This window comes from Bacillus halotolerans (assembly GCF_004006435.1).
Taxonomy (GTDB): Bacteria; Bacillota; Bacilli; order Bacillales; family Bacillaceae; genus Bacillus; species Bacillus halotolerans.
Genome location: NZ_CP029364.1, coordinates 1903715 through 1926995 on the forward strand (window position 1 = coordinate 1903715; position 23281 = coordinate 1926995).

Below are 23281 nucleotides of genomic sequence, written 5' to 3' on the forward strand. Positions count from 1 at the left end.
CTTCTATATTAATTCGTTTTAGCTGTCGTTTTTACGACAAATTCGCCATCTTCTACATCAAGAACGATATGGTGTCCTTTATGAATGTTACCTCTGAGCAGCTCTTCAGATAATCGGTCCTCCACATGTTTTTGAATGGCTCTTCTGAGCGGGCGGGCACCGTATTCAAGATCTACGCCCTCTTCCGCGACTTTTGCTTTCGCAGCTTCCGTCAATTCAATAGAAAGGTCCTGTTCTTTAAGACGTTTCGTTAATTGATCAGACATCAATGACACGATTTCAGCCAGATGTTTTTTCTCGAGTGAATGGAAGACGATAATTTCATCAATACGGTTGATGAATTCCGGTCTGAACGCACGTTTCAGCTCACCCATCACTTTATCCTTCATGTCTTTATGATTTTGCGTCTCATCCTGAACGTTGAAGCCGACATATTTGTTGCGTTTCAGCTCACTTGCTCCGACGTTTGACGTCATGATCAGAATCGTGTTGCGGAAATCAACTGTACGGCCTTTAGAATCCGTCAATCGTCCGTCCTCAAGTACTTGAAGGAGGATATTGAAGACGTCAGGGTGCGCTTTCTCAATCTCATCAAGAAGCACAACAGAGTATGGTTTTCTTCTTACCTTCTCTGTTAATTGGCCGCCCTCATCGTATCCCACATACCCTGGAGGTGAACCTACAAGTCTAGAAGTCGAGTGTTTTTCCATGTATTCAGACATATCAATTCTGATCATGGCTTCTTCATCACCGAAGATAGACTCAGCAAGTGCCCGTGCAAGCTCCGTTTTACCTACACCTGTAGGGCCTAAGAAAATGAATGAGCCGATTGGGCGTTTAGGGTCTTTTAGCCCTGCTCTTGCACGTCTGACCGCTTTAGCAACGGCTACAACAGCTTCATCTTGGCCGATGACACGGGAATGAAGAATGCTCTCCATATTAAGAAGCTTATCAGTTTCAGTTTGAGCGATTTTTGATACAGGCACCCCAGTCCAGCTGGATACAACCATCGCAATATCATCCACAGAAACCTCTGAGTTTTCCTGTCCCTGCTTCTCTTTCCATGATTTTTTCGTATCTTCCACTTGTTCACGCAAACGCTGTTCCGTATCACGTAAGGAAGCCGCTTTTTCAAACTCTTGGCTTTGCACCGCAGCATCCTTCTCTTTACGAACTTCATCAAGTTTCTGTTCAAGCTCTTTTAAATTAGGAGGCGTTGTAAAGGAACGCAATCTGACCTTTGAACCCGCTTCATCGATCAAGTCAATAGCTTTATCCGGAAGGAAACGGTCAGAGATATATCGGTCAGAAAGCTTAACCGCAGCCTCAATGGCTTCGTCAGTGATAGAAACGCGGTGGTGGGCTTCATATCGGTCACGCAAGCCTTTTAGGATTTGAATGCTTTCGTCTACAGACGGCTGATCAACCTGGATTGGCTGAAAACGGCGTTCCAGAGCTGCATCTTTTTCAATATATTTACGGTACTCATCAAGAGTTGTCGCACCAATGCACTGAAGTTCTCCGCGAGCAAGTGAAGGTTTCAAAATGTTGGATGCATCAATGGCACCTTCTGCTCCGCCCGCTCCGATTAGTGTATGGAGCTCATCAATGAATAGAATGATGTTTCCTGCCTGACGGATTTCATCCATAACTTTCTTCAAACGATCCTCAAATTCACCGCGATATTTTGTACCGGCAACCACTGTTCCCATGTCTAATGTCATAACGCGTTTATCCCGTAAAATTTCGGGAACTTCATTATTGATAATTTGCTGTGCAAGACCTTCTGCGATAGCTGTTTTCCCTACGCCCGGTTCCCCAATCAGAACAGGATTGTTTTTCGTTCTGCGGCTCAGCACTTCAATGACACGCTGAATTTCTTTGCTTCTGCCGATAACCGGATCAAGGCTGTCTTCCTTCGCAATCGCTGTTAAATCTCTTGCCAGGCTATCTAGTGTAGGCGTATTCGCATTGCTGTTTGTTCCAGCCGCTGATGAACCTGTTTCATTACTTCCAAGAAGCTGAAGCACTTGCTGTCTTGCTTTATTTAAGCTGACTCCGAGATTGTTAAGCACTCTCGCAGCCACACCTTCACCTTCGCGAATAAGTCCAAGAAGAATATGCTCTGTTCCCACATAAGAATGGCCGAGTTTTCTGGCCTCATCCATTGATAGCTCAATGACTTTTTTAGCTCTCGGAGTATAATGAATCGTTTGAGACATTTCCTGTCCGCGCCCAATTAAGCTCTCAACTTCTTTTTGGATTTTATCTGAACCAAGTCCAAGCGCTTGAAGTGCTTTAGCAGCGATACCCTCTCCTTCTCGCACCAGTCCTAATAAAATATGCTCAGTGCCGATATTATTATGACCTAAACGAAGTGCTTCTTCCTGTGCAAGCGCCAGTACCTTTTGAGCTCGTTCTGTAAATCTTCCAAACATCATATCGATTCATCCTCCTGTCTATTCCCATTCATTTCTAAGTGAAGCCGTTCTCTGATAAGAGCCGCTCTTCGTATATCTCTTTCGTTCGGACGCAAAGCGCCTCCCGAGTACTGCTGTAAAAATCCCGGCTGTGTTAAAATCATCAGTTCATTAAGTATATTGCTTGAAAGTCCTTTTATAATGCCTAGGTCTATACCCAACCGAACATCTGAAAGACACTTTGCAGTTTCTTTCGATTCTATCATTCGGCAATTGGACAAGACTCCATAGGATCGATACACACGATCCTCAAGCTCAATCTTAGAGGTTTGGTAAAGCGCTTCTCGGGCAGATCGTTCCTGTTCAATCAGTTGGGCAGCTACGCTGTTAAGGTCATCGACAATATCCTGCTCCGACTTTCCAAGCGTGATTTGATTTGAAATTTGAAAGATATTTCCTACTGCTTCGCTGCCTTCCCCATAAATTCCTCTAACAACTAAGCCTAATTGATTAATAGCCGGTATAATTCGATTTATTTGCCTAGTTAAAACCAGTGCCGGAAGATGCATCATGACTGAAGCCCTTAAGCCCGTACCTACATTTGTAGGACAGCTGGTTAAGTAACCCCTTTGCTCACTAAATGCATAATCAACCTTTTCCTCAATCCAGTCATCAACTTGGTTTGCGGCTTTCATTGCTTGCGGAAGCTGAAATCCTGGGAAAAGACACTGAATTCTTATGTGGTCCTCCTCATTCAACATGACGCTTACTTCCTCATTTTCAGAAAGCAAACAGCCGCCAAAAGGAGACTCTGTCAAATTAGGGCTGATGAGATGCTTTTCAACAAGCACCCGTTTTTCTAAAGGCTGTGCGTCGTTCATTCTGATCAAAAGGAATTTGCCGACACCGGGAATTTCTTGTTCTGAAAACTGTTCTTCAAACTGTTGTAAGATGGATGAGGCTTCTTCATTGGAATATCGCGTAGGGAACCGAATATTTTCAAAGTTCCTAGCTAAACGTATGCGGCTGCTGAGTACAATGTCACTTTCAGGGCCTTTCTGCTTCATCCAACTGCTTAATGCGTCCTGAATAAAATGCTTTAGCGACATTACCCCTGTTCCTCCTCACTATCTGTACTTTTGAGTGACTGTTCTAATGAACGAATTTGATCTCTCACATGGGCTGCATTTTCAAATTCTTCTTGTTGTATTAAAGCTTCTAATTCTTTTTTCAGCATTTCGATCTGTCGTCTGACATGCAGGTTGCCGCCTATACGTTTCGGTATTTTCCCGCCATGCACAGTGTTTCCGCTGTGAACTTTGCGTAAGATCGGTGTAATGTTGCTATGAAATGTTTTATAACATTCGGCACAGCCAAATCGGCCGGTTTTTCTAAATTGCTGAAATGTCATTCCGCACTTCGGACAAGCAGATATTTGCTCGGAATGGCTGAACATTTGAGTTCCAGCATTCTGAAATGAAGAATCCATGTTCAGTAAACCTGATAGTAAATTATGAATAGAGAAACCATGACTTGCACTTATACCATATGAATCGCTATGTTCTTTTGCACATTGTTCGCAGATGTGAACCTCTTTTTTCTCTCCGTTAACAACCTTTGTAAAGTGAAAAGTGGCTGGTCTCTCATTGCACTCTTGACAAATCAATCTTTTCACCCGCTTATTTTAATTTTAAAGCGGTCAGCATAGCTTTCATCATTCTCGCTCTTAATTCATCACGTTCAGGCAAATCAATGTACAGTACTGAGCGATCCATCACGCTGACCATCATTTTTGCTTCTCTTTCAGAGATCACCTTGTCTTCTAATAGCCTTAAAATAATGTCATCAGAGGCTGCTTGAGACAAATGGGTATTAATTTGAGAAATAATATTATTGATTAGGACAACTTCATTATTCATTTTAATTTTAATGATTCTGATGTAACCGCCGCCCCCGCGTTTGCTCTCAACAATATATCCTCTCTCGCTTGTAAATCTGGTGTTGATGACATAATTTATTTGGGAAGGAACACATTGAAATTTATCTGCAATTTCACTACGTTTAATTTCTAGAATTTCCTTGCCATTTTGATCTAACACTTGTTTCAAGTACTGTTCAATGATGTCAGAAATATTATGTCCCACTCAACCCCCTCCTTTATTGACTTTGACTATATTTGACTTTAATCTTACTATAAGGTGTTTTTCGAGAATTTTCAACTTTCTCGCTCTATCTTAAGTATTTCCATTTTCTAAATCCATAAAACCTGATTATTCACTTAAAATTTCTCTGTGAAGTTATTATATTATATAACTAAATGAAATTTTATGATACCAATAAGCAGAATGCAAAAAAGGGCAGCTCATATGAGCTGCCCTTTTGTTAATTGCTTGGCGGCGTCCTACTCTCACAGGGGGAAACCCCCGACTACCATCGGCGCTGAAGAGCTTAACTTCCGTGTTCGGCATGGGAACGGGTGTGACCTCTTCGCTATCGCCACCAAACAATTGAGAGTGTTCTCTCAAAACTAGATAACAGGTGTGACATCATTAGAAATTAGGTTAAGTCCTCGATCGATTAGTATCTGTCAGCTCCATGTGTCGCCACACTTCCACCTCAGACCTATCAACCTGATCATCTTTCAGGGATCTTACTTCCTTGCGGAATGGGAAATCTCATCTTGAGGGGGGCTTCATGCTTAGATGCTTTCAGCACTTATCCCGTCCGCACATAGCTACCCAGCGATGCCCTTGGCAGAACAACTGGTACACCAGCGGTGCGTCCATCCCGGTCCTCTCGTACTAAGGACAGCTCCTCTCAAATTTCCTGCGCCCGCGACGGATAGGGACCGAACTGTCTCACGACGTTCTGAACCCAGCTCGCGTACCGCTTTAATGGGCGAACAGCCCAACCCTTGGGACCGACTACAGCCCCAGGATGCGATGAGCCGACATCGAGGTGCCAAACCTCCCCGTCGATGTGGACTCTTGGGGGAGATAAGCCTGTTATCCCCGGGGTAGCTTTTATCCGTTGAGCGATGGCCCTTCCATGCGGAACCACCGGATCACTAAGCCCGACTTTCGTCCCTGCTCGACTTGTAGGTCTCGCAGTCAAGCTCCCTTGTGCCTTTACACTCTGCGAATGATTTCCAACCATTCTGAGGGAACCTTTGGGCGCCTCCGTTACCTTTTAGGAGGCGACCGCCCCAGTCAAACTGCCCACCTGACACTGTCTCCCCGCCCGATAAGGGCGGCGGGTTAGAAGGTCAATACAGCCAGGGTAGTATCCCACCGATGCCTCCACCGAAGCTGGCGCTCCGGTTTCCAAGGCTCCTACCTATCCTGTACAAGCTGTACCAACATTCAATATCAGGCTGCAGTAAAGCTCCACGGGGTCTTTCCGTCCTGTCGCGGGTAACCTGCATCTTCACAGGTACTATAATTTCACCGAGTCTCTCGTTGAGACAGTGCCCAGATCGTTGCGCCTTTCGTGCGGGTCGGAACTTACCCGACAAGGAATTTCGCTACCTTAGGACCGTTATAGTTACGGCCGCCGTTTACTGGGGCTTCAATTCGCACCTTCGCTTACGCTAAGCGCTCCTCTTAACCTTCCAGCACCGGGCAGGCGTCAGCCCCTATACTTCGCCTTACGGCTTCGCAGAGACCTGTGTTTTTGCTAAACAGTCGCCTGGGCCTATTCACTGCGGCTCTCTCGGGCTTGCACCCTAACAGAGCACCCCTTCTCCCGAAGTTACGGGGTCATTTTGCCGAGTTCCTTAACGAGAGTTCTCTCGATCACCTTAGGATTCTCTCCTCGCCTACCTGTGTCGGTTTGCGGTACGGGCACCTCTCACCTCGCTAGAGGCTTTTCTTGGCAGTGTGGAATCAGGAACTTCGCTACTATATTTCGCTCGCCATCACAGCTCAGCCTTATGGGAAACGGATTTGCCTATTTCCCAGCCTAACTGCTTGGACGCGGATATCCAATACCGCGCTTACCCTATCCTCCTGCGTCCCCCCATTGCTCAAATGGTGAGGAGGTGGTACAGGAATATCAACCTGTTGTCCATCGCCTACGCCTTTCGGCCTCGGCTTAGGTCCCGACTAACCCTGAGCGGACGAGCCTTCCTCAGGAAACCTTAGGCATTCGGTGGAGGGGATTCTCACCCCTCTTTCGCTACTCATACCGGCATTCTCACTTCTAAGCGCTCCACCAGTCCTTCCGGTCTGGCTTCACAGCCCTTAGAACGCTCTCCTACCACTGTTCGAAGAACAGTCCGCAGCTTCGGTGATACGTTTAGCCCCGGTACATTTTCGGCGCAGAGTCACTCGACCAGTGAGCTATTACGCACTCTTTAAATGGTGGCTGCTTCTAAGCCAACATCCTGGTTGTCTAAGCAACTCCACATCCTTTTCCACTTAACGTATACTTTGGGACCTTAGCTGGCGGTCTGGGCTGTTTCCCTTTCGACTACGGATCTTATCACTCGCAGTCTGACTCCCAAGGATAAGTCATTGGCATTCGGAGTTTGACTGAATTCGGTAACCCGGTAGGGGCCCCTAGTCCAATCAGTGCTCTACCTCCAAGACTCTTACCTTGAGGCTAGCCCTAAAGCTATTTCGGAGAGAACCAGCTATCTCCAGGTTCGATTGGCATTTCACCCCTACCCACACCTCATCCCCGCACTTTTCAACGTGCGTGGGTTCGGGCCTCCATTCAGTGTTACCTGAACTTCACCCTGGACATGGGTAGATCACCTGGTTTCGGGTCTACGACCACGTACTCATGCGCCCTATTCAGACTCGCTTTCGCTGCGGCTCCGCATCTTCTGCTTAACCTTGCACGGGATCGTAACTCGCCGGTTCATTCTACAAAAGGCACGCCATCACCCGTTAACGGGCTCTGACTACTTGTAGGCACACGGTTTCAGGATCTCTTTCACTCCCCTTCCGGGGTGCTTTTCACCTTTCCCTCACGGTACTGGTTCACTATCGGTCACTAGGGAGTATTTAGCCTTGGGAGATGGTCCTCCCGGATTCCGACGGAATTTCACGTGTTCCGCCGTACTCAGGATCCACTCTGGAGAGAACGAAGTTTTGACTACAGGGCTGTTACCTCCTATGGCGGGCCTTTCCAGACCTCTTCATCTACCTCGTTCCTTTGTAACTCCGTATAGAGTGTCCTACAACCCCAAGAGGCAAGCCTCTTGGTTTGGGCTAATCCCGTTTCGCTCGCCGCTACTCAGGGAATCGCATTTGCTTTCTCTTCCTCCGGGTACTTAGATGTTTCAGTTCCCCGGGTCTGCCTTCTCATATCCTATGAATTCAGATATGGATACCACTCCATTACGAGTGGTGGGTTTCCCCATTCGGAAATCTCCGGATCAAAGCTTGCTTACAGCTCCCCGAAGCATATCGGTGTTCGTCCCGTCCTTCATCGGCTCCTAGTGCCAAGGCATCCACCGTGCGCCCTTTCTAACTTAACCGTTAAAAAGAATCACTATGTGATATCTTGTGTTACTAATTGAATGTGATGTCTACTGTTATCTAGTTTTCAAAGAACACGTTTCGAAGGAATGATCCTTCAAAACTAAACAAGACAGGGAACGTTCTGTTTATAAGACCCAAGGTCTTATATTCCGTAAATATCCTTAGAAAGGAGGTGATCCAGCCGCACCTTCCGATACGGCTACCTTGTTACGACTTCACCCCAATCATCTGTCCCACCTTCGGCGGCTGGCTCCATAAAGGTTACCTCACCGACTTCGGGTGTTACAAACTCTCGTGGTGTGACGGGCGGTGTGTACAAGGCCCGGGAACGTATTCACCGCGGCATGCTGATCCGCGATTACTAGCGATTCCAGCTTCACGCAGTCGAGTTGCAGACTGCGATCCGAACTGAGAACAGATTTGTGGGATTGGCTTAACCTCGCGGTTTCGCTGCCCTTTGTTCTGTCCATTGTAGCACGTGTGTAGCCCAGGTCATAAGGGGCATGATGATTTGACGTCATCCCCACCTTCCTCCGGTTTGTCACCGGCAGTCACCTTAGAGTGCCCAACTGAATGCTGGCAACTAAGATCAAGGGTTGCGCTCGTTGCGGGACTTAACCCAACATCTCACGACACGAGCTGACGACAACCATGCACCACCTGTCACTCTGCCCCCGAAGGGGACGTCCTATCTCTAGGATTGTCAGAGGATGTCAAGACCTGGTAAGGTTCTTCGCGTTGCTTCGAATTAAACCACATGCTCCACCGCTTGTGCGGGCCCCCGTCAATTCCTTTGAGTTTCAGTCTTGCGACCGTACTCCCCAGGCGGAGTGCTTAATGCGTTAGCTGCAGCACTAAGGGGCGGAAACCCCCTAACACTTAGCACTCATCGTTTACGGCGTGGACTACCAGGGTATCTAATCCTGTTCGCTCCCCACGCTTTCGCTCCTCAGCGTCAGTTACAGACCAGAGAGTCGCCTTCGCCACTGGTGTTCCTCCACATCTCTACGCATTTCACCGCTACACGTGGAATTCCACTCTCCTCTTCTGCACTCAAGTTCCCCAGTTTCCAATGACCCTCCCCGGTTGAGCCGGGGGCTTTCACATCAGACTTAAGGAACCGCCTGCGAGCCCTTTACGCCCAATAATTCCGGACAACGCTTGCCACCTACGTATTACCGCGGCTGCTGGCACGTAGTTAGCCGTGGCTTTCTGGTTAGGTACCGTCAAGGTACCGCCCTATTCGAACGGTACTTGTTCTTCCCTAACAACAGAGCTTTACGATCCGAAAACCTTCATCACTCACGCGGCGTTGCTCCGTCAGACTTTCGTCCATTGCGGAAGATTCCCTACTGCTGCCTCCCGTAGGAGTCTGGGCCGTGTCTCAGTCCCAGTGTGGCCGATCACCCTCTCAGGTCGGCTACGCATCGTTGCCTTGGTGAGCCGTTACCTCACCAACTAGCTAATGCGCCGCGGGTCCATCTGTAAGTGGTAGCCGAAGCCACCTTTTATGTTTGAACCATGCGGTTCAAACAAGCATCCGGTATTAGCCCCGGTTTCCCGGAGTTATCCCAGTCTTACAGGCAGGTTACCCACGTGTTACTCACCCGTCCGCCGCTAACATCAGGGAGCAAGCTCCCATCTGTCCGCTCGACTTGCATGTATTAGGCACGCCGCCAGCGTTCGTCCTGAGCCAGGATCAAACTCTCCGATAAAGTAGTTTGACTGACTACGCACATTACTGTGCGATTTTATATTAAAACTTGAATTAACAGGTACGTTTTGTCTTGTTTAGTTTTCAAAGATCATTTTGTTTATCGCTTTGTTCAACTTTATTAGTATACAACGTCGCTTTTTCAAAGTCAACAACATTTTTTAAATCTTTTTTGGTGGAGCCTAGCGGGATCGAACCGCTGACCTCCTGCGTGCAAAGCAGGCGCTCTCCCAGCTGAGCTAAGGCCCCGTAAAAATGGTCGGGAAGACAGGATTCGAACCTGCGACCCCATGGTCCCAAACCATGTGCTCTACCAAGCTGAGCTACTTCCCGATTTCCCATATTGATAAAATATATGGCGCGCCCGAGAGGAGTCGAACCCCTAACCTTTTGATCCGTAGTCAAACGCTCTATCCAATTGAGCTACGGGCGCAAATTATAATGCCGAGGGCCGGACTTGAACCGGCACGGTAGTCACCTACCGCAGGATTTTAAGTCCTGTGTGTCTGCCAATTCCACCACCCCGGCGTGGATGGTATAGTTGGAGCGGAAGACGGGATTCGAACCCGCGACCCCCACCTTGGCAAGGTGGTGTTCTACCACTGAACTACTTCCGCAGACAGGATGTCCAGTTTTTATAAATGTCATCCTATATAATGCGGGTGAAGGGACTTGAACCCCCACGTCATAAAGACACTAGATCCTAAGTCTAGCGCGTCTGCCAATTCCGCCACACCCGCTTAAAAATGGTGAGCCATGAAGGACTCGAACCTTCGACCCTCTGATTAAAAGTCAGATGCTCTACCAACTGAGCTAATGGCTCTTCTTACAAGAGACTTGAATATTATATCATATAAAAGTGGTGCCGGCAAGAGGACTTGAACCCCCAACCTACTGATTACAAGTCAGTTGCTCTACCAATTGAGCTACACCGGCAAATGGTGGAGGATGACGGGCTCGAACCGCCGACCCTCTGCTTGTAAGGCAGATGCTCTCCCAGCTGAGCTAATCCTCCATAATTGCACTAACGTGCAATTGCTTGGCGGCGTCCTACTCTCACAGGGGGAAACCCCCGACTACCATCGGCGCTGAAGAGCTTAACTTCCGTGTTCGGCATGGGAACGGGTGTGACCTCTTCGCTATCGCCACCAAACAATTGAGAGTGTTCTCTCAAAACTAGATAACAGGTGTGACATCATTAGAAATTAGGTTAAGTCCTCGATCGATTAGTATCTGTCAGCTCCATGTGTCGCCACACTTCCACCTCAGACCTATCAACCTGATCATCTTTCAGGGATCTTACTTCCTTGCGGAATGGGAAATCTCATCTTGAGGGGGGCTTCATGCTTAGATGCTTTCAGCACTTATCCCGTCCGCACATAGCTACCCAGCGATGCCCTTGGCAGAACAACTGGTACACCAGCGGTGCGTCCATCCCGGTCCTCTCGTACTAAGGACAGCTCCTCTCAAATTTCCTGCGCCCGCGACGGATAGGGACCGAACTGTCTCACGACGTTCTGAACCCAGCTCGCGTACCGCTTTAATGGGCGAACAGCCCAACCCTTGGGACCGACTACAGCCCCAGGATGCGATGAGCCGACATCGAGGTGCCAAACCTCCCCGTCGATGTGGACTCTTGGGGGAGATAAGCCTGTTATCCCCGGGGTAGCTTTTATCCGTTGAGCGATGGCCCTTCCATGCGGAACCACCGGATCACTAAGCCCGACTTTCGTCCCTGCTCGACTTGTAGGTCTCGCAGTCAAGCTCCCTTGTGCCTTTACACTCTGCGAATGATTTCCAACCATTCTGAGGGAACCTTTGGGCGCCTCCGTTACCTTTTAGGAGGCGACCGCCCCAGTCAAACTGCCCACCTGACACTGTCTCCCCGCCCGATAAGGGCGGCGGGTTAGAAGGTCAATACAGCCAGGGTAGTATCCCACCGATGCCTCCACCGAAGCTGGCGCTCCGGTTTCCAAGGCTCCTACCTATCCTGTACAAGCTGTACCAACATTCAATATCAGGCTGCAGTAAAGCTCCACGGGGTCTTTCCGTCCTGTCGCGGGTAACCTGCATCTTCACAGGTACTATAATTTCACCGAGTCTCTCGTTGAGACAGTGCCCAGATCGTTGCGCCTTTCGTGCGGGTCGGAACTTACCCGACAAGGAATTTCGCTACCTTAGGACCGTTATAGTTACGGCCGCCGTTTACTGGGGCTTCAATTCGCACCTTCGCTTACGCTAAGCGCTCCTCTTAACCTTCCAGCACCGGGCAGGCGTCAGCCCCTATACTTCGCCTTACGGCTTCGCAGAGACCTGTGTTTTTGCTAAACAGTCGCCTGGGCCTATTCACTGCGGCTCTCTCGGGCTTGCACCCTAACAGAGCACCCCTTCTCCCGAAGTTACGGGGTCATTTTGCCGAGTTCCTTAACGAGAGTTCTCTCGATCACCTTAGGATTCTCTCCTCGCCTACCTGTGTCGGTTTGCGGTACGGGCACCTCTCACCTCGCTAGAGGCTTTTCTTGGCAGTGTGGAATCAGGAACTTCGCTACTATATTTCGCTCGCCATCACAGCTCAGCCTTATGGGAAACGGATTTGCCTATTTCCCAGCCTAACTGCTTGGACGCGGATATCCAATACCGCGCTTACCCTATCCTCCTGCGTCCCCCCATTGCTCAAATGGTGAGGAGGTGGTACAGGAATATCAACCTGTTGTCCATCGCCTACGCCTTTCGGCCTCGGCTTAGGTCCCGACTAACCCTGAGCGGACGAGCCTTCCTCAGGAAACCTTAGGCATTCGGTGGAGGGGATTCTCACCCCTCTTTCGCTACTCATACCGGCATTCTCACTTCTAAGCGCTCCACCAGTCCTTCCGGTCTGGCTTCACAGCCCTTAGAACGCTCTCCTACCACTGTTCGAAGAACAGTCCGCAGCTTCGGTGATACGTTTAGCCCCGGTACATTTTCGGCGCAGAGTCACTCGACCAGTGAGCTATTACGCACTCTTTAAATGGTGGCTGCTTCTAAGCCAACATCCTGGTTGTCTAAGCAACTCCACATCCTTTTCCACTTAACGTATACTTTGGGACCTTAGCTGGCGGTCTGGGCTGTTTCCCTTTCGACTACGGATCTTATCACTCGCAGTCTGACTCCCAAGGATAAGTCATTGGCATTCGGAGTTTGACTGAATTCGGTAACCCGGTAGGGGCCCCTAGTCCAATCAGTGCTCTACCTCCAAGACTCTTACCTTGAGGCTAGCCCTAAAGCTATTTCGGAGAGAACCAGCTATCTCCAGGTTCGATTGGCATTTCACCCCTACCCACACCTCATCCCCGCACTTTTCAACGTGCGTGGGTTCGGGCCTCCATTCAGTGTTACCTGAACTTCACCCTGGACATGGGTAGATCACCTGGTTTCGGGTCTACGACCACGTACTCATGCGCCCTATTCAGACTCGCTTTCGCTGCGGCTCCGCATCTTCTGCTTAACCTTGCACGGGATCGTAACTCGCCGGTTCATTCTACAAAAGGCACGCCATCACCCGTTAACGGGCTCTGACTACTTGTAGGCACACGGTTTCAGGATCTCTTTCACTCCCCTTCCGGGGTGCTTTTCACCTTTCCCTCACGGTACTGGTTCACTATCGGTCACTAGGGAGTATTTAGCCTTGGGAGATGGTCCTCCCGGATTCCGACGGAATTTCACGTGTTCCGCCGTACTCAGGATCCACTCTGGAGAGAACGAAGTTTTGACTACAGGGCTGTTACCTCCTATGGCGGGCCTTTCCAGACCTCTTCATCTACCTCGTTCCTTTGTAACTCCGTATAGAGTGTCCTACAACCCCAAGAGGCAAGCCTCTTGGTTTGGGCTAATCCCGTTTCGCTCGCCGCTACTCAGGGAATCGCATTTGCTTTCTCTTCCTCCGGGTACTTAGATGTTTCAGTTCCCCGGGTCTGCCTTCTCATATCCTATGAATTCAGATATGGATACCACTCCATTACGAGTGGTGGGTTTCCCCATTCGGAAATCTCCGGATCAAAGCTTGCTTACAGCTCCCCGAAGCATATCGGTGTTCGTCCCGTCCTTCATCGGCTCCTAGTGCCAAGGCATCCACCGTGCGCCCTTTCTAACTTAACCGTTAAAAAGAATCACTATGTGATATCTTGTGTTACTAATTGAATGTGATGTCTACTGTTATCTAGTTTTCAAAGAACACGTTTCGAAGGAATGATCCTTCAAAACTAAACAAGACAGGGAACGTTCTGTTTATAAGACCCAAGGTCTTATATTCCGTAAATATCCTTAGAAAGGAGGTGATCCAGCCGCACCTTCCGATACGGCTACCTTGTTACGACTTCACCCCAATCATCTGTCCCACCTTCGGCGGCTGGCTCCATAAAGGTTACCTCACCGACTTCGGGTGTTACAAACTCTCGTGGTGTGACGGGCGGTGTGTACAAGGCCCGGGAACGTATTCACCGCGGCATGCTGATCCGCGATTACTAGCGATTCCAGCTTCACGCAGTCGAGTTGCAGACTGCGATCCGAACTGAGAACAGATTTGTGGGATTGGCTTAACCTCGCGGTTTCGCTGCCCTTTGTTCTGTCCATTGTAGCACGTGTGTAGCCCAGGTCATAAGGGGCATGATGATTTGACGTCATCCCCACCTTCCTCCGGTTTGTCACCGGCAGTCACCTTAGAGTGCCCAACTGAATGCTGGCAACTAAGATCAAGGGTTGCGCTCGTTGCGGGACTTAACCCAACATCTCACGACACGAGCTGACGACAACCATGCACCACCTGTCACTCTGCCCCCGAAGGGGACGTCCTATCTCTAGGATTGTCAGAGGATGTCAAGACCTGGTAAGGTTCTTCGCGTTGCTTCGAATTAAACCACATGCTCCACCGCTTGTGCGGGCCCCCGTCAATTCCTTTGAGTTTCAGTCTTGCGACCGTACTCCCCAGGCGGAGTGCTTAATGCGTTAGCTGCAGCACTAAGGGGCGGAAACCCCCTAACACTTAGCACTCATCGTTTACGGCGTGGACTACCAGGGTATCTAATCCTGTTCGCTCCCCACGCTTTCGCTCCTCAGCGTCAGTTACAGACCAGAGAGTCGCCTTCGCCACTGGTGTTCCTCCACATCTCTACGCATTTCACCGCTACACGTGGAATTCCACTCTCCTCTTCTGCACTCAAGTTCCCCAGTTTCCAATGACCCTCCCCGGTTGAGCCGGGGGCTTTCACATCAGACTTAAGGAACCGCCTGCGAGCCCTTTACGCCCAATAATTCCGGACAACGCTTGCCACCTACGTATTACCGCGGCTGCTGGCACGTAGTTAGCCGTGGCTTTCTGGTTAGGTACCGTCAAGGTACCGCCCTATTCGAACGGTACTTGTTCTTCCCTAACAACAGAGCTTTACGATCCGAAAACCTTCATCACTCACGCGGCGTTGCTCCGTCAGACTTTCGTCCATTGCGGAAGATTCCCTACTGCTGCCTCCCGTAGGAGTCTGGGCCGTGTCTCAGTCCCAGTGTGGCCGATCACCCTCTCAGGTCGGCTACGCATCGTTGCCTTGGTGAGCCGTTACCTCACCAACTAGCTAATGCGCCGCGGGTCCATCTGTAAGTGGTAGCCGAAGCCACCTTTTATGTTTGAACCATGCGGTTCAAACAAGCATCCGGTATTAGCCCCGGTTTCCCGGAGTTATCCCAGTCTTACAGGCAGGTTACCCACGTGTTACTCACCCGTCCGCCGCTAACATCAGGGAGCAAGCTCCCATCTGTCCGCTCGACTTGCATGTATTAGGCACGCCGCCAGCGTTCGTCCTGAGCCAGGATCAAACTCTCCGATAAAGTAGTTTGACTGACTACGCACATTACTGTGCGATTTTATATTAAAACTTGAATTAACAGGTACGTTTTGTCTTGTTTAGTTTTCAAAGATCATTTTGTCACTTCGTTTAAGCGACTTTATTATTATAACTCGTTGACTCATTGAAGTCAATAACTTTTTTTGAAGTTATTTTTTTGTCATCGCCTTGTTTAGCGGCAACGAATAATAATATACCACCTTGTAAATAATAGTGCAATAGTTTTTTGAAGAAAAACCTAAGGAATTATAAAAGAGCGTCATCCTTCTATTAGAAAGGTTGACGCTCTTTTAAATTAGCGCTGTCTCATTTGCGGGAATAACAGTACATCTCGGATCGAAGGAGCATTCGTAAGCAGCATGACCAGGCGATCGATCCCGATGCCTAAGCCTCCTGTTGGCGGCATGCCATACTCCAGGGCTTCAACGAAGTCTTCATCCATTAAATGAGCTTCATCATTACCCTCTTCTCGTTCTTTTAATTGGGCTTCAAAGCGTTCTCTTTGATCAATAGGATCATTTAGCTCTGTGAATGCATTTGCGTGCTCACGGCCTACGATAAACAGTTCAAAACGGTCTGTGAAGCGCGGATCCTCTGGATTTTTCTTAGCAAGAGGAGAAATTTCTACTGGATGTCCATAAATAAACGTTGGCTGGATAAGCGTTTCCTCGATTTTTTGTTCGAAGAATTCGTTTATAATATGGCCCACTGTCATAGAGTCTTTAATCTCTACACTATGCTCTTTTGCATATTCACGGGCTTGCTCAACAGTTACATCTTCCCAGAAGTCAACGCCTGTCGCTTCTTTGACTGCGTCAACCATATGGATTCTTTTCCACTCAGGTTTCAGTTCGATTTGCTCTTCCCCGTATTGGATTGTCGTCGTGCCAAGCACCTCTTGTGCGATATGAGCGACAAGGTTTTCAGTTAAACTCATGATATCTTTATAGTCAGCATACGCTTCATATAATTCAATCATTGTAAATTCAGGATTATGGCGTGTAGAGACGCCTTCATTACGGAAAACACGGCCGATTTCATATACTTTTTCTAAACCGCCGACAATCAAGCGTTTCAGATGCAGTTCAATCGCAATACGCATGTAGAGCGGAATATCTAAAGCATTATGATGGGTAATGAACGGACGCGCGGAGGCTCCCCCTGGAATGCTGTGCATAGTTGGTGTTTCTACTTCTAAGTATCCATGATCATCAAGGTATCTTCTCATCGCTTGAATGATCTTGCTGCGTGTAATGAACGTATGTTTGCTGTCTGGATTTACGATAAGATCCAAGTAGCGTTGACGGTAGCGCTGCTCAACGTCTTTTAAACCATGGTATTTATCCGGCAGCGGACGAAGCGCTTTTGTCAGCAAATCAAATGATGTTGCTTTTACAGACAGTTCGCCTACATTTGTTTTGAACACTTTTCCGGTTACGCCGATAAGGTCGCCAAGGTCGGAAGATTTGAAGATTTCATATTGGTCGTCACCAACACTGTCTTTTCTTACGTAGATTTGAATTTGACCTTCTAAATCCTGAAGGTGCGCGAAGCCGGCTTTTCCTTTGCCGCGTTTTGTCATCATACGGCCTGCGATTGTCACTTCAATCGCTTTTTCCTCTAACTCTTCTTTCGTTAGATTTTGATATGCCGCAATAATTTGCTCAGATTGATGAGTTCTTTCAAAACGTGCGCCGAATGGATCTATACCGTTTTCTCTCATCTGATTCATTTTGTCGCGTCTGACTTGCAGCTGGTCGTTCAATTCTTCATGATTATGCTCTTCTTGACTCATTGTTATCACTCCATTACAGATATTGTTTCATGAAAAAAGCAGAAAAACTGCCAGCGTAAAACTGGCAGTGAGCAGCAAATAGAGGTGAGTGTTATCCTACTTTTGCGTCTTGAAGCTCTTTTGCCTCAACTTCAACAGTAAATGCATCTAAAAGCTGTACAAGCTCTTCTCTTGTCTCGCAATGATTGATTCCATTACGAACCTCCGCATTGCCTCTTATGCCTTTCAGATACCATGCAGCGTGTTTTCTCATTTCTCTTACCGCTACATTTTCACCTTTTAAGTTAATCAGGCGGTCAAGATGCAGTTTGCATACCGCCATTTTTTCACGTACTTGCGGCTCTTCTTTTAATTCACCTGTTTCAAGGTATTGAACCGTACGGTAAATCATCCACGGATTGCCTAACGCGGCACGGCCGATCATGACCCCGTCTACTCCTGTTTCATCAAGCATACGCTTAGCATCCTGCGGCGTCTTGACATCGCCGTTCCCGATAACCGGAATCGATACAGATTGTTTTACTTCTTTGATAATATCCCAGTTTGCAGTTCCTTCGTACATCTGCACTCTTGTACGGCCGTGAAGTGCAACTGCTTTTCCGCCCGCACGCTCGACAGCCTGTGCGTTTTTCACCGCGAAAATGTGGTCTTCATCCCAGCCCATTCTCATTTTCACTGTGACTGGTTTATCGACGGCATCCACTACTGCAGAAACCATTTCATAAATCTTATCGGGATCGAGAAGCCATTTTGCTCCCGCATCACATTTTGTAATCTTTGGTACTGGGCATCCCATGTTAATATCAATGATATCAGCAGTTGTGTTCTGGTCTACAAACTTCGCCGCTTCCACAAGGGTTTCCTTTTTTCCTCCGAAGATTTGAAGGCTGAGCGGTTTTTCACGTTCATCAATGTAAAGCATACCCATTGTTTTGGCATTGTTGTAAAGGATCGCTTTGTCACTGATCATTTCAGCGCAGACCAATCCGGCTCCGAATTCCTTTACAGTCAATCTGAATGCTGAGTTGCAGACACCGGCCATAGGGGCCAGCACAACCCGGTTTTTTAATTGAATATCACCGATTTTAAACATTTTTCCCCTCCTTTCATTTGTTATTATTTTCTGGCGGCGCTAATTCGTCCGCGCTTATATTTAAAACATCTGCTGCACTTTGAATGATGGCAGCTGACGGCAATCGGTTTCCGCGTTCAATTTCGCCGAGAATAGAAACTGATATACCTAACGCTTTCGCAAATCCTTCTTGAGTATAACCTTTCAGCTTTCTGAATGCACGAATTCGTCTACCCCAGATTTCTGCTTCCATACTCTTACACCTTCTTGGTCGGTTTCCGCGCTTTTTGCCTCTTTTTCAACCCGCGTGCATATTTCCGCAAGCGGCGCGAGGACAAATAAACGCTCATACATTCTCGGATGCGGAACAATTAGTTGCTCTGTTTCAATATTTTCACGATTAAACAGTAAAATGTCAAGGTCTGCCGTCCGCGGCCCCCATCTGACTTCTCTCGTCCTGCCCAATTCATTTTCTATATGCTGCGTGAGCTCCAGGAGCTGAAACGGATTCAGCGACGTCTCGATTTCAACTGCCATATTTAAAAATTCATCTTGAGCTTCGTATCCGACTGGGTCTGTTTCGTAAATAGAAGACACTTTTGTGACTGTCACTGCCTCATGTTGATGCAGCATCGCCACCGCTCGCCGTAAATACGTTTCTCTATCTCCAATATTAGATCCAAGTGCTATATAAGCTGTATTGTTCATGATTTTTTTCTCGTGATTTCTATTGCTACTGATTTATAGTGGCCGGGAATTGGCGGATCTGGCTTAATCACTTTTACAGTACATTGCTGCACCTGATGAAATTTCTTCAGGACAGTGTCCGCAATACGTTCTGCCAGTGTTTCCACTAGTTTCACAGGCTCACCTTCGACGATATCTTTACATACGTGGTAAAGCTCGGCATAGTTAATGGTTTGCTCAAGGTCGTCTGTTTGTCCCGCTTTGCTTAAATCTAATTCTGCGGTTAAATCGACTTTAAAACGCTGTCCGAGCTTGTTCTCCTCTTTTAACACACCGTGATAGCCGTAAAACTCCATGCCTTCTACGTAGACTTTATCCATGATGCATCCCTCCCTTGTTCAGCATTGCATCCATCATTTTCGCCATTCTGGCTATTTGTTTTACATCATGGACTCTCACAATGTCACAGCCTTTTTGAATGCCTAGACACACGGTTGCGCCTGTGCCCTCAGCCCGCTCCTCAGGCGGAAGATCCAGGACACGGCCGATAAACCTTTTTCGGGAGGTTGCAAGAAGAACCGGATAGCCAAGTCCGCTGAAAACTTCGAGTTTGTTCATGACTGCCAGATTATCGTGATAGTCCTTCGCAAAACCAATACCGGGATCGAGGATAATGTTCTTTTCCTCTACACCTGCTTCAACAGCAATCTTTACACTTTCCATTAAGTCCGACAGCATATCCGGTATTAAGTCGTTGTAGTTTCTCTCTTTGCGGTTATGCATGAGAACGATCGGAACATTGTGTTCAGCTGCGACAGAAGCCATTTTCGGATCGTACTTCGCTCCCCAAATATCATTGATGATTGAAGCGCCGGCTTTAACAGCTTCATCTGCGACAGAGGCCTTGTACGTATCTACAGAGATCGGCACTGCGAGCTCTTTTGTAATCCGCTCAATCACAGGAATCACTCTGGACATTTCTTCGTCCTCGGACACATATTCGGCGCCGGGTCTTGTCGATTCGCCTCCGATATCAATGATATGCGCACCGTCATCAATCATCTCTTTCGCATGCAACAGGGCATTGTCCAGGCTGTCATATTTTCCGCCATCCGAGAAAGAGTCAGGCGTTACGTTTAAAATACCCATCACCAGCGTCTTTTCTCGATATGATAATGCGCTGGGTTTGGTATGGATTACTTGTGTTTGGTCTATCGTTTGCCGCGCCATTCTCTTCCTCCCTGTCATGAATTCATGTTCTTTATTTCTTGGTGGTATAGCGTTTGTAAAGCGGAAGTTATTTCTCCGTTTTGGCCCGGATAGTTCACTTCTTCTATTTTAGAAAACGGAATGATCTCAAGAACCGAGTTGGTCATCCATGCTTCATCTGCCGTCAAAAGGGCTTCAAGCTGGTAGCGGCCTGTTTTGACATCCATCCCTATTTTCTTTGCGTTCTCCATGACAAAACGTCTCGTGACACCGTCAAGAATTCCGGTATCAAGTGATGGTGTATAGATAGAGCTGCCTTTTCTCCAGAAAACATTCGAAATGATGCCCTCTGCTACAGCGCAACCCTCCGTTAAAAAGATCCCTTCAAACCGCGGATCATTTCCGATCTCCCGTTTCGCATACATATTATTTAAATAGTGATGTGATTTTAACCGGAACGGCCCCTCCGGTGTGTTTCTCCGTACCGATAAAACCTTTCCTTCCTTTTGCAAAGGAAGACTTTCTGGTTTTAACTGATTAACAAAACATAAAACAGTCGGGTTATCGTAAGTTTGAGCAGCGAAGCCTTTATCACTGATGCCGGCTGATATGTTCAGCCTGACGCGGGCATTGCCGTCTTTGATATCATTCAGCCCGAGCAGCTTGTCCAGCATTTCAATCATCTCTTGTTTTGTCACAGTGTATTCGATTTGCAGATCCTTAAGTGCGCGTTCAAGCCGTTCTATATGCCAATCAAGCAGGAACGGCCGGCCTTCATAAAGCCTGAAGGTCTCAAAAACACCGATCCCATATAAAAAACCATGGTCAAAAGGAGAAAGAACTGCATCTTTCTCCTCTATAAATCGGCCGTTTACATATATCATCACGCAATGACTTCCTTGCGGTACGTTTCAATAAAATTTCTGAGCATTTCTTTTCCAAAGGAAGTCATAATAGACTCTGGATGAAATTGAACGCCTTCTATCGGAAGGTCATTGTGCCGAATAGCCATGATTTCTCCTTCTTTCGTTTGTGCGGTTACTGTGAAACAGCTTGGCAGCGTCTCAGGTTTTACGATCAGTGAGTGGTATCGTGTCGCCACAAGCGGGTTTTGCAAACCTTTAAAGATCGTCTTGCCGTCATGCTCGATTTCTGAGGTTTTTCCGTGCATCAGCCGCTCTGCTCTGACCACATCTCCGCCAAACACCTGTGCGATAGACTGATGTCCGAGACACACGCCAAAAACGGGAATTTTGCCTGCGAAGTATTTAATTGCTTCAAGGCTGATTCCAGCTTCATCAGGACTGCACGGTCCGGGTGAAATCATTAAGAAATCCGGTGACAGCTCTTCAATTTGCTCTATTGTGATATCGTCATTGCGTTTTACAATCAGCTCTTCTCCAAGCTCGCCCAAATACTGCACTAAGTTGTACGTGAAAGAATCATAGTTATCAATCATTAAAATCATTTCTCCGCTCACCTCATCTAATTTTTGTCTCTGCTTCGCTCAGCTCTAACGCCTTTTGCATCGCAAAAGCTTTTTTGAATGATTCTCTGTATTCATGCTTAGGAACAGAATCAATCACAACTCCTGCTCCGGATTGCATAAACGCCTGCCCTCCGGCTGCATAAATGGTTCGGATCACGATATTAAACTGAAGATCCTGATTATACCCAAACCACCCTATAGATCCAGTATAAAGCCCACGGCGTGTCGGCTCAAGTTCTTCTATAATTTCCATTGTCCTTACTTTAGGAGCACCTGTAATCGTTCCTCCAGGAAATACAGCATGAATAATATCTACAGCGTCGTATCCATCCTGCAGTTCACCTTGGACATTAGACACAATGTGCATGACGTGGGAGTATTTTTCAATTGCCATGAATTCATTAACCCGCACTGATCCGTAACGGGAAACTCTGCCCAGATCATTTCGTTCTAGATCAACCAGCATGACATGCTCAGCGCGTTCTTTTTCATTATGGATTAATTCATTTGCGAGCGCTTCGTCTTCCTCATCCGTTTTCCCTCTGGAACGAGTGCCAGCGATCGGTCTTGTCTCTAACAGTTTGCCCTTTTTGCTGACAAGAAGTTCAGGAGATCCGCAAATAATTTGGAAATCTGGTGTTTCTAAATATGCCATATATGGAGAAGGATTCACTTCTCTCAGCTTTTTGTAGATCTCATACGGGTGAGCAGACAGCGGCTGCGACTGCCTGATCGATAGATTGACTTGAAAAACATCTCCGCTGGCAATGTATTGCTTGATTTTCTCTACAGCCTGAGAAAAGCCTTCTTCAGTAAAAGGCGCTGCAAAGGAACCGTCAGCTGTATATGTCATCTCTTGTAACGGCTCACCGGGAAGCTCAGTCAGCCACATATGTTCGAGCTGGGACAGCTTTTCGTCCGCTGATTCGTTCTCATCATTCACATGAGTGACCAGCCAAAGAGCCTGTTCTTCATGGTCATAGACGGCGATATCATCAAAGACAAGAAAATAGATATCAGGTGTCTCCAGGTCATCTAATGAGAGCATTTTAAAATTTTCAATGTAGCGTGCGTAATCATAGCTAAGAAAGCCGATTGCTCCCCCTTGAAAATCAGGCAATTCTTCATCCGTTTCTGTTTCCAGCGTTTTAAACCAACTGTGGAAGGCGCGTAATGGGTCACCCTCTTTAAACAGTGTCTCATCCCCATGCTTAATGGTTGTAATTCCGTCTTTTCCCTTGACAGCCGCAATTGGATCAAGACCGGCTATACTGTATCTGCCGCCTCTTGCACTTTCAAGAAGCACGTGCTGTTTTCTGGATTGTGAAAGTTTCTCATATTGTTGCAAGAATGAATCTTTTTGAAAAGGTACTTTTTTGCCTGCCGGTCTGCGTTGTGCCATTTATATCATTCCTCTGTTTTCTTTTTCTGCTTTTTTTATTGTAAAGCAATATCATGAGTGAAAAAAGTGAATTTCTCTTCCAAGGATAAGATTCGTCGCGGACACGGCATATTTGATGCACAAATAAAAAAACT

13 protein-coding genes, 9 tRNA genes and 6 rRNA genes are annotated in these 23281 nt (G+C 47.5%); all 28 read right to left on the reverse strand.

Annotated features, from left to right (window positions below; all coding sequences use genetic code 11):
• Positions 1-8 precede the first annotated feature (8 nt).
• A complete protein-coding gene (gene clpC, locus DIC78_RS09645; protein WP_010332750.1) occupies positions 9-2441 on the reverse strand; it encodes an ATP-dependent protease ATP-binding subunit ClpC in 2433 nt (810 codons plus the stop codon).
• Positions 2438-3529: a protein-arginine kinase McsB gene (locus DIC78_RS09650; protein WP_059291687.1), complete on the reverse strand. Its 1092-nt coding sequence runs from the start codon at positions 3527-3529 to the stop codon at positions 2438-2440. The genes clpC and DIC78_RS09650 overlap by 4 nt, the downstream gene beginning before the upstream one ends.
• Positions 3529-4086: a protein-arginine kinase activator protein McsA gene (locus DIC78_RS09655; RefSeq protein WP_095714843.1), complete on the reverse strand. Its 558-nt coding sequence runs from the start codon at positions 4084-4086 to the stop codon at positions 3529-3531. The genes DIC78_RS09650 and DIC78_RS09655 overlap by 1 nt, the downstream gene beginning before the upstream one ends.
• A 13-nt stretch (positions 4087-4099) precedes the next feature.
• Positions 4100-4564 (reverse strand): transcriptional regulator CtsR, encoded by a 465-nt coding sequence (ctsR, locus tag DIC78_RS09660; protein ID WP_010332747.1) that lies wholly within the window; start codon positions 4562-4564, stop codon positions 4100-4102.
• 244 nt (positions 4565-4808) lie between these two features.
• Positions 4809-4924 (reverse strand): 5S ribosomal RNA (rrf, locus tag DIC78_RS09665).
• 53 nt (positions 4925-4977) lie between these two features.
• Positions 4978-7905, reverse strand: a 23S ribosomal RNA gene (locus DIC78_RS09670).
• Between the two features lie 169 nt (positions 7906-8074).
• Positions 8075-9624, reverse strand: a 16S ribosomal RNA gene (locus DIC78_RS09675).
• A 172-nt stretch (positions 9625-9796) separates the two neighbouring features.
• Positions 9797-9872: transfer RNA gene (locus tag DIC78_RS09680), tRNA-Ala, on the reverse strand.
• Positions 9873-9879: 7 nt separating this feature from the next.
• Positions 9880-9956: transfer RNA gene (locus DIC78_RS09685), tRNA-Pro, on the reverse strand.
• Between the two features lie 23 nt (positions 9957-9979).
• Positions 9980-10056, reverse strand: a tRNA-Arg gene (locus DIC78_RS09690).
• 9 nt (positions 10057-10065) lie between these two features.
• A tRNA-Leu gene (locus tag DIC78_RS09695) sits at positions 10066-10151 on the reverse strand.
• 14 nt (positions 10152-10165) lie between these two features.
• A tRNA-Gly gene (locus tag DIC78_RS09700) sits at positions 10166-10240 on the reverse strand.
• A 40-nt stretch (positions 10241-10280) separates the two neighbouring features.
• Positions 10281-10363 (reverse strand) — tRNA-Leu (locus DIC78_RS09705).
• A gap of 7 nt (positions 10364-10370) precedes the next feature.
• Positions 10371-10446, reverse strand: a tRNA-Lys gene (locus DIC78_RS09710).
• Positions 10447-10483: 37 nt separating this feature from the next.
• Positions 10484-10559: transfer RNA gene (locus DIC78_RS09715), tRNA-Thr, on the reverse strand.
• Between the two features lie 3 nt (positions 10560-10562).
• Positions 10563-10638, reverse strand: a tRNA-Val gene (locus DIC78_RS09720).
• A gap of 22 nt (positions 10639-10660) precedes the next feature.
• A 5S ribosomal RNA gene (gene rrf, locus DIC78_RS09725) occupies positions 10661-10776 on the reverse strand.
• A 53-nt stretch (positions 10777-10829) separates the two neighbouring features.
• Positions 10830-13757, reverse strand: a 23S ribosomal RNA gene (locus DIC78_RS09730).
• A gap of 169 nt (positions 13758-13926) precedes the next feature.
• Positions 13927-15476: ribosomal RNA gene (locus tag DIC78_RS09735) — 16S ribosomal RNA — on the reverse strand.
• Together the 16S, 23S and 5S rRNA genes with 9 tRNA genes alongside form the textbook arrangement of a ribosomal RNA operon.
• 312 nt (positions 15477-15788) lie before the next feature.
• Entirely contained in the window at positions 15789-17288 is a 1500-nt protein-coding gene (lysS, locus tag DIC78_RS09740) for a lysine--tRNA ligase (RefSeq protein ID WP_127696168.1), read from the reverse strand.
• 91 nt (positions 17289-17379) lie between these two features.
• Complete coding sequence (gene dusB, locus DIC78_RS09745; protein ID WP_024123646.1) at positions 17380-18381, reverse strand: tRNA dihydrouridine synthase DusB; 1002 nt, start codon at positions 18379-18381, stop codon at positions 17380-17382.
• 13 nt (positions 18382-18394) lie between these two features.
• Positions 18395-18613 carry a helix-turn-helix domain-containing protein gene (locus DIC78_RS09750; protein WP_024123645.1) on the reverse strand — a complete coding sequence of 73 codons (219 nt, stop codon included), beginning with the start codon at positions 18611-18613 and terminating at the stop codon, positions 18395-18397.
• On the reverse strand, positions 18565-19068 hold the full coding sequence (gene folK, locus DIC78_RS09755) for a 2-amino-4-hydroxy-6-hydroxymethyldihydropteridine diphosphokinase (protein ID WP_024123644.1): 504 nt from the start codon (positions 19066-19068) through the stop codon (positions 18565-18567). Before folK ends, DIC78_RS09750 begins: the two co-directional genes overlap by 49 nt.
• The gene (gene folB / locus DIC78_RS09760) at positions 19065-19427 is read right to left on the reverse strand and encodes a dihydroneopterin aldolase (protein ID WP_101865159.1); all 363 of its coding nucleotides are present in this window, start codon (positions 19425-19427) and stop codon (positions 19065-19067) included. Before folB ends, folK begins: the two co-directional genes overlap by 4 nt.
• Positions 19420-20277, reverse strand: a complete 858-nt coding sequence (gene folP, locus DIC78_RS09765) for a dihydropteroate synthase (protein ID WP_101860936.1) — start codon at positions 20275-20277, stop codon at positions 19420-19422. Before folP ends, folB begins: the two co-directional genes overlap by 8 nt.
• 14 nt (positions 20278-20291) lie before the next feature.
• Positions 20292-21140, reverse strand: a complete 849-nt coding sequence (gene pabC, locus DIC78_RS09770; protein WP_127696925.1) for an aminodeoxychorismate lyase — start codon at positions 21138-21140, stop codon at positions 20292-20294.
• Complete coding sequence (gene pabA, locus DIC78_RS09775; protein WP_024123640.1) at positions 21140-21724, reverse strand: aminodeoxychorismate/anthranilate synthase component II; 585 nt, start codon at positions 21722-21724, stop codon at positions 21140-21142. The genes pabC and pabA overlap by 1 nt, the downstream gene beginning before the upstream one ends.
• A gap of 13 nt (positions 21725-21737) precedes the next feature.
• Positions 21738-23147, reverse strand: coding sequence for an anthranilate synthase component I family protein (locus tag DIC78_RS09780; RefSeq protein ID WP_127696170.1), 1410 nt, complete (start codon positions 23145-23147; stop codon positions 21738-21740).
• Between the last annotated feature and the right edge of the window lie 134 nt (positions 23148-23281).

Bases quoted from the DNA above. Each gene is read 5' to 3' on its own strand.
- clpC (WP_010332750.1), bottom strand. From the start codon at position 2,441: ATGATGTTTGGAAGATTTACAGAACGAGCTCAAAAGGTACTGGCGCTT.
- DIC78_RS09650 (WP_059291687.1), bottom strand. From the start codon at position 3,529: ATGTCGCTAAAGCATTTTATTCAGGACGCATTAAGCAGTTGGATGAAG.
- lysS (WP_127696168.1), bottom strand. From the start codon at position 17,288: ATGAGTCAAGAAGAGCATAATCATGAAGAATTGAACGACCAGCTGCAA.
- dusB (WP_024123646.1), bottom strand. From the start codon at position 18,381: ATGTTTAAAATCGGTGATATTCAATTAAAAAACCGGGTTGTGCTGGCC.
- DIC78_RS09750 (WP_024123645.1), bottom strand. From the start codon at position 18,613: ATGGAAGCAGAAATCTGGGGTAGACGAATTCGTGCATTCAGAAAGCTG.
- folK (WP_024123644.1), bottom strand. From the start codon at position 19,068: ATGAACAATACAGCTTATATAGCACTTGGATCTAATATTGGAGATAGA.
- folB (WP_101865159.1), bottom strand. From the start codon at position 19,427: ATGGATAAAGTCTACGTAGAAGGCATGGAGTTTTACGGCTATCACGGT.
- folP (WP_101860936.1), bottom strand. From the start codon at position 20,277: ATGGCGCGGCAAACGATAGACCAAACACAAGTAATCCATACCAAACCC.
- pabC (WP_127696925.1), bottom strand. From the start codon at position 21,140: ATGATATATGTAAACGGCCGATTTATAGAGGAGAAAGATGCAGTTCTT.
- pabA (WP_024123640.1), bottom strand. From the start codon at position 21,724: ATGATTTTAATGATTGATAACTATGATTCTTTCACGTACAACTTAGTG.
- DIC78_RS09780 (WP_127696170.1), bottom strand. From the start codon at position 23,147: ATGGCACAACGCAGACCGGCAGGCAAAAAAGTACCTTTTCAAAAAGAT.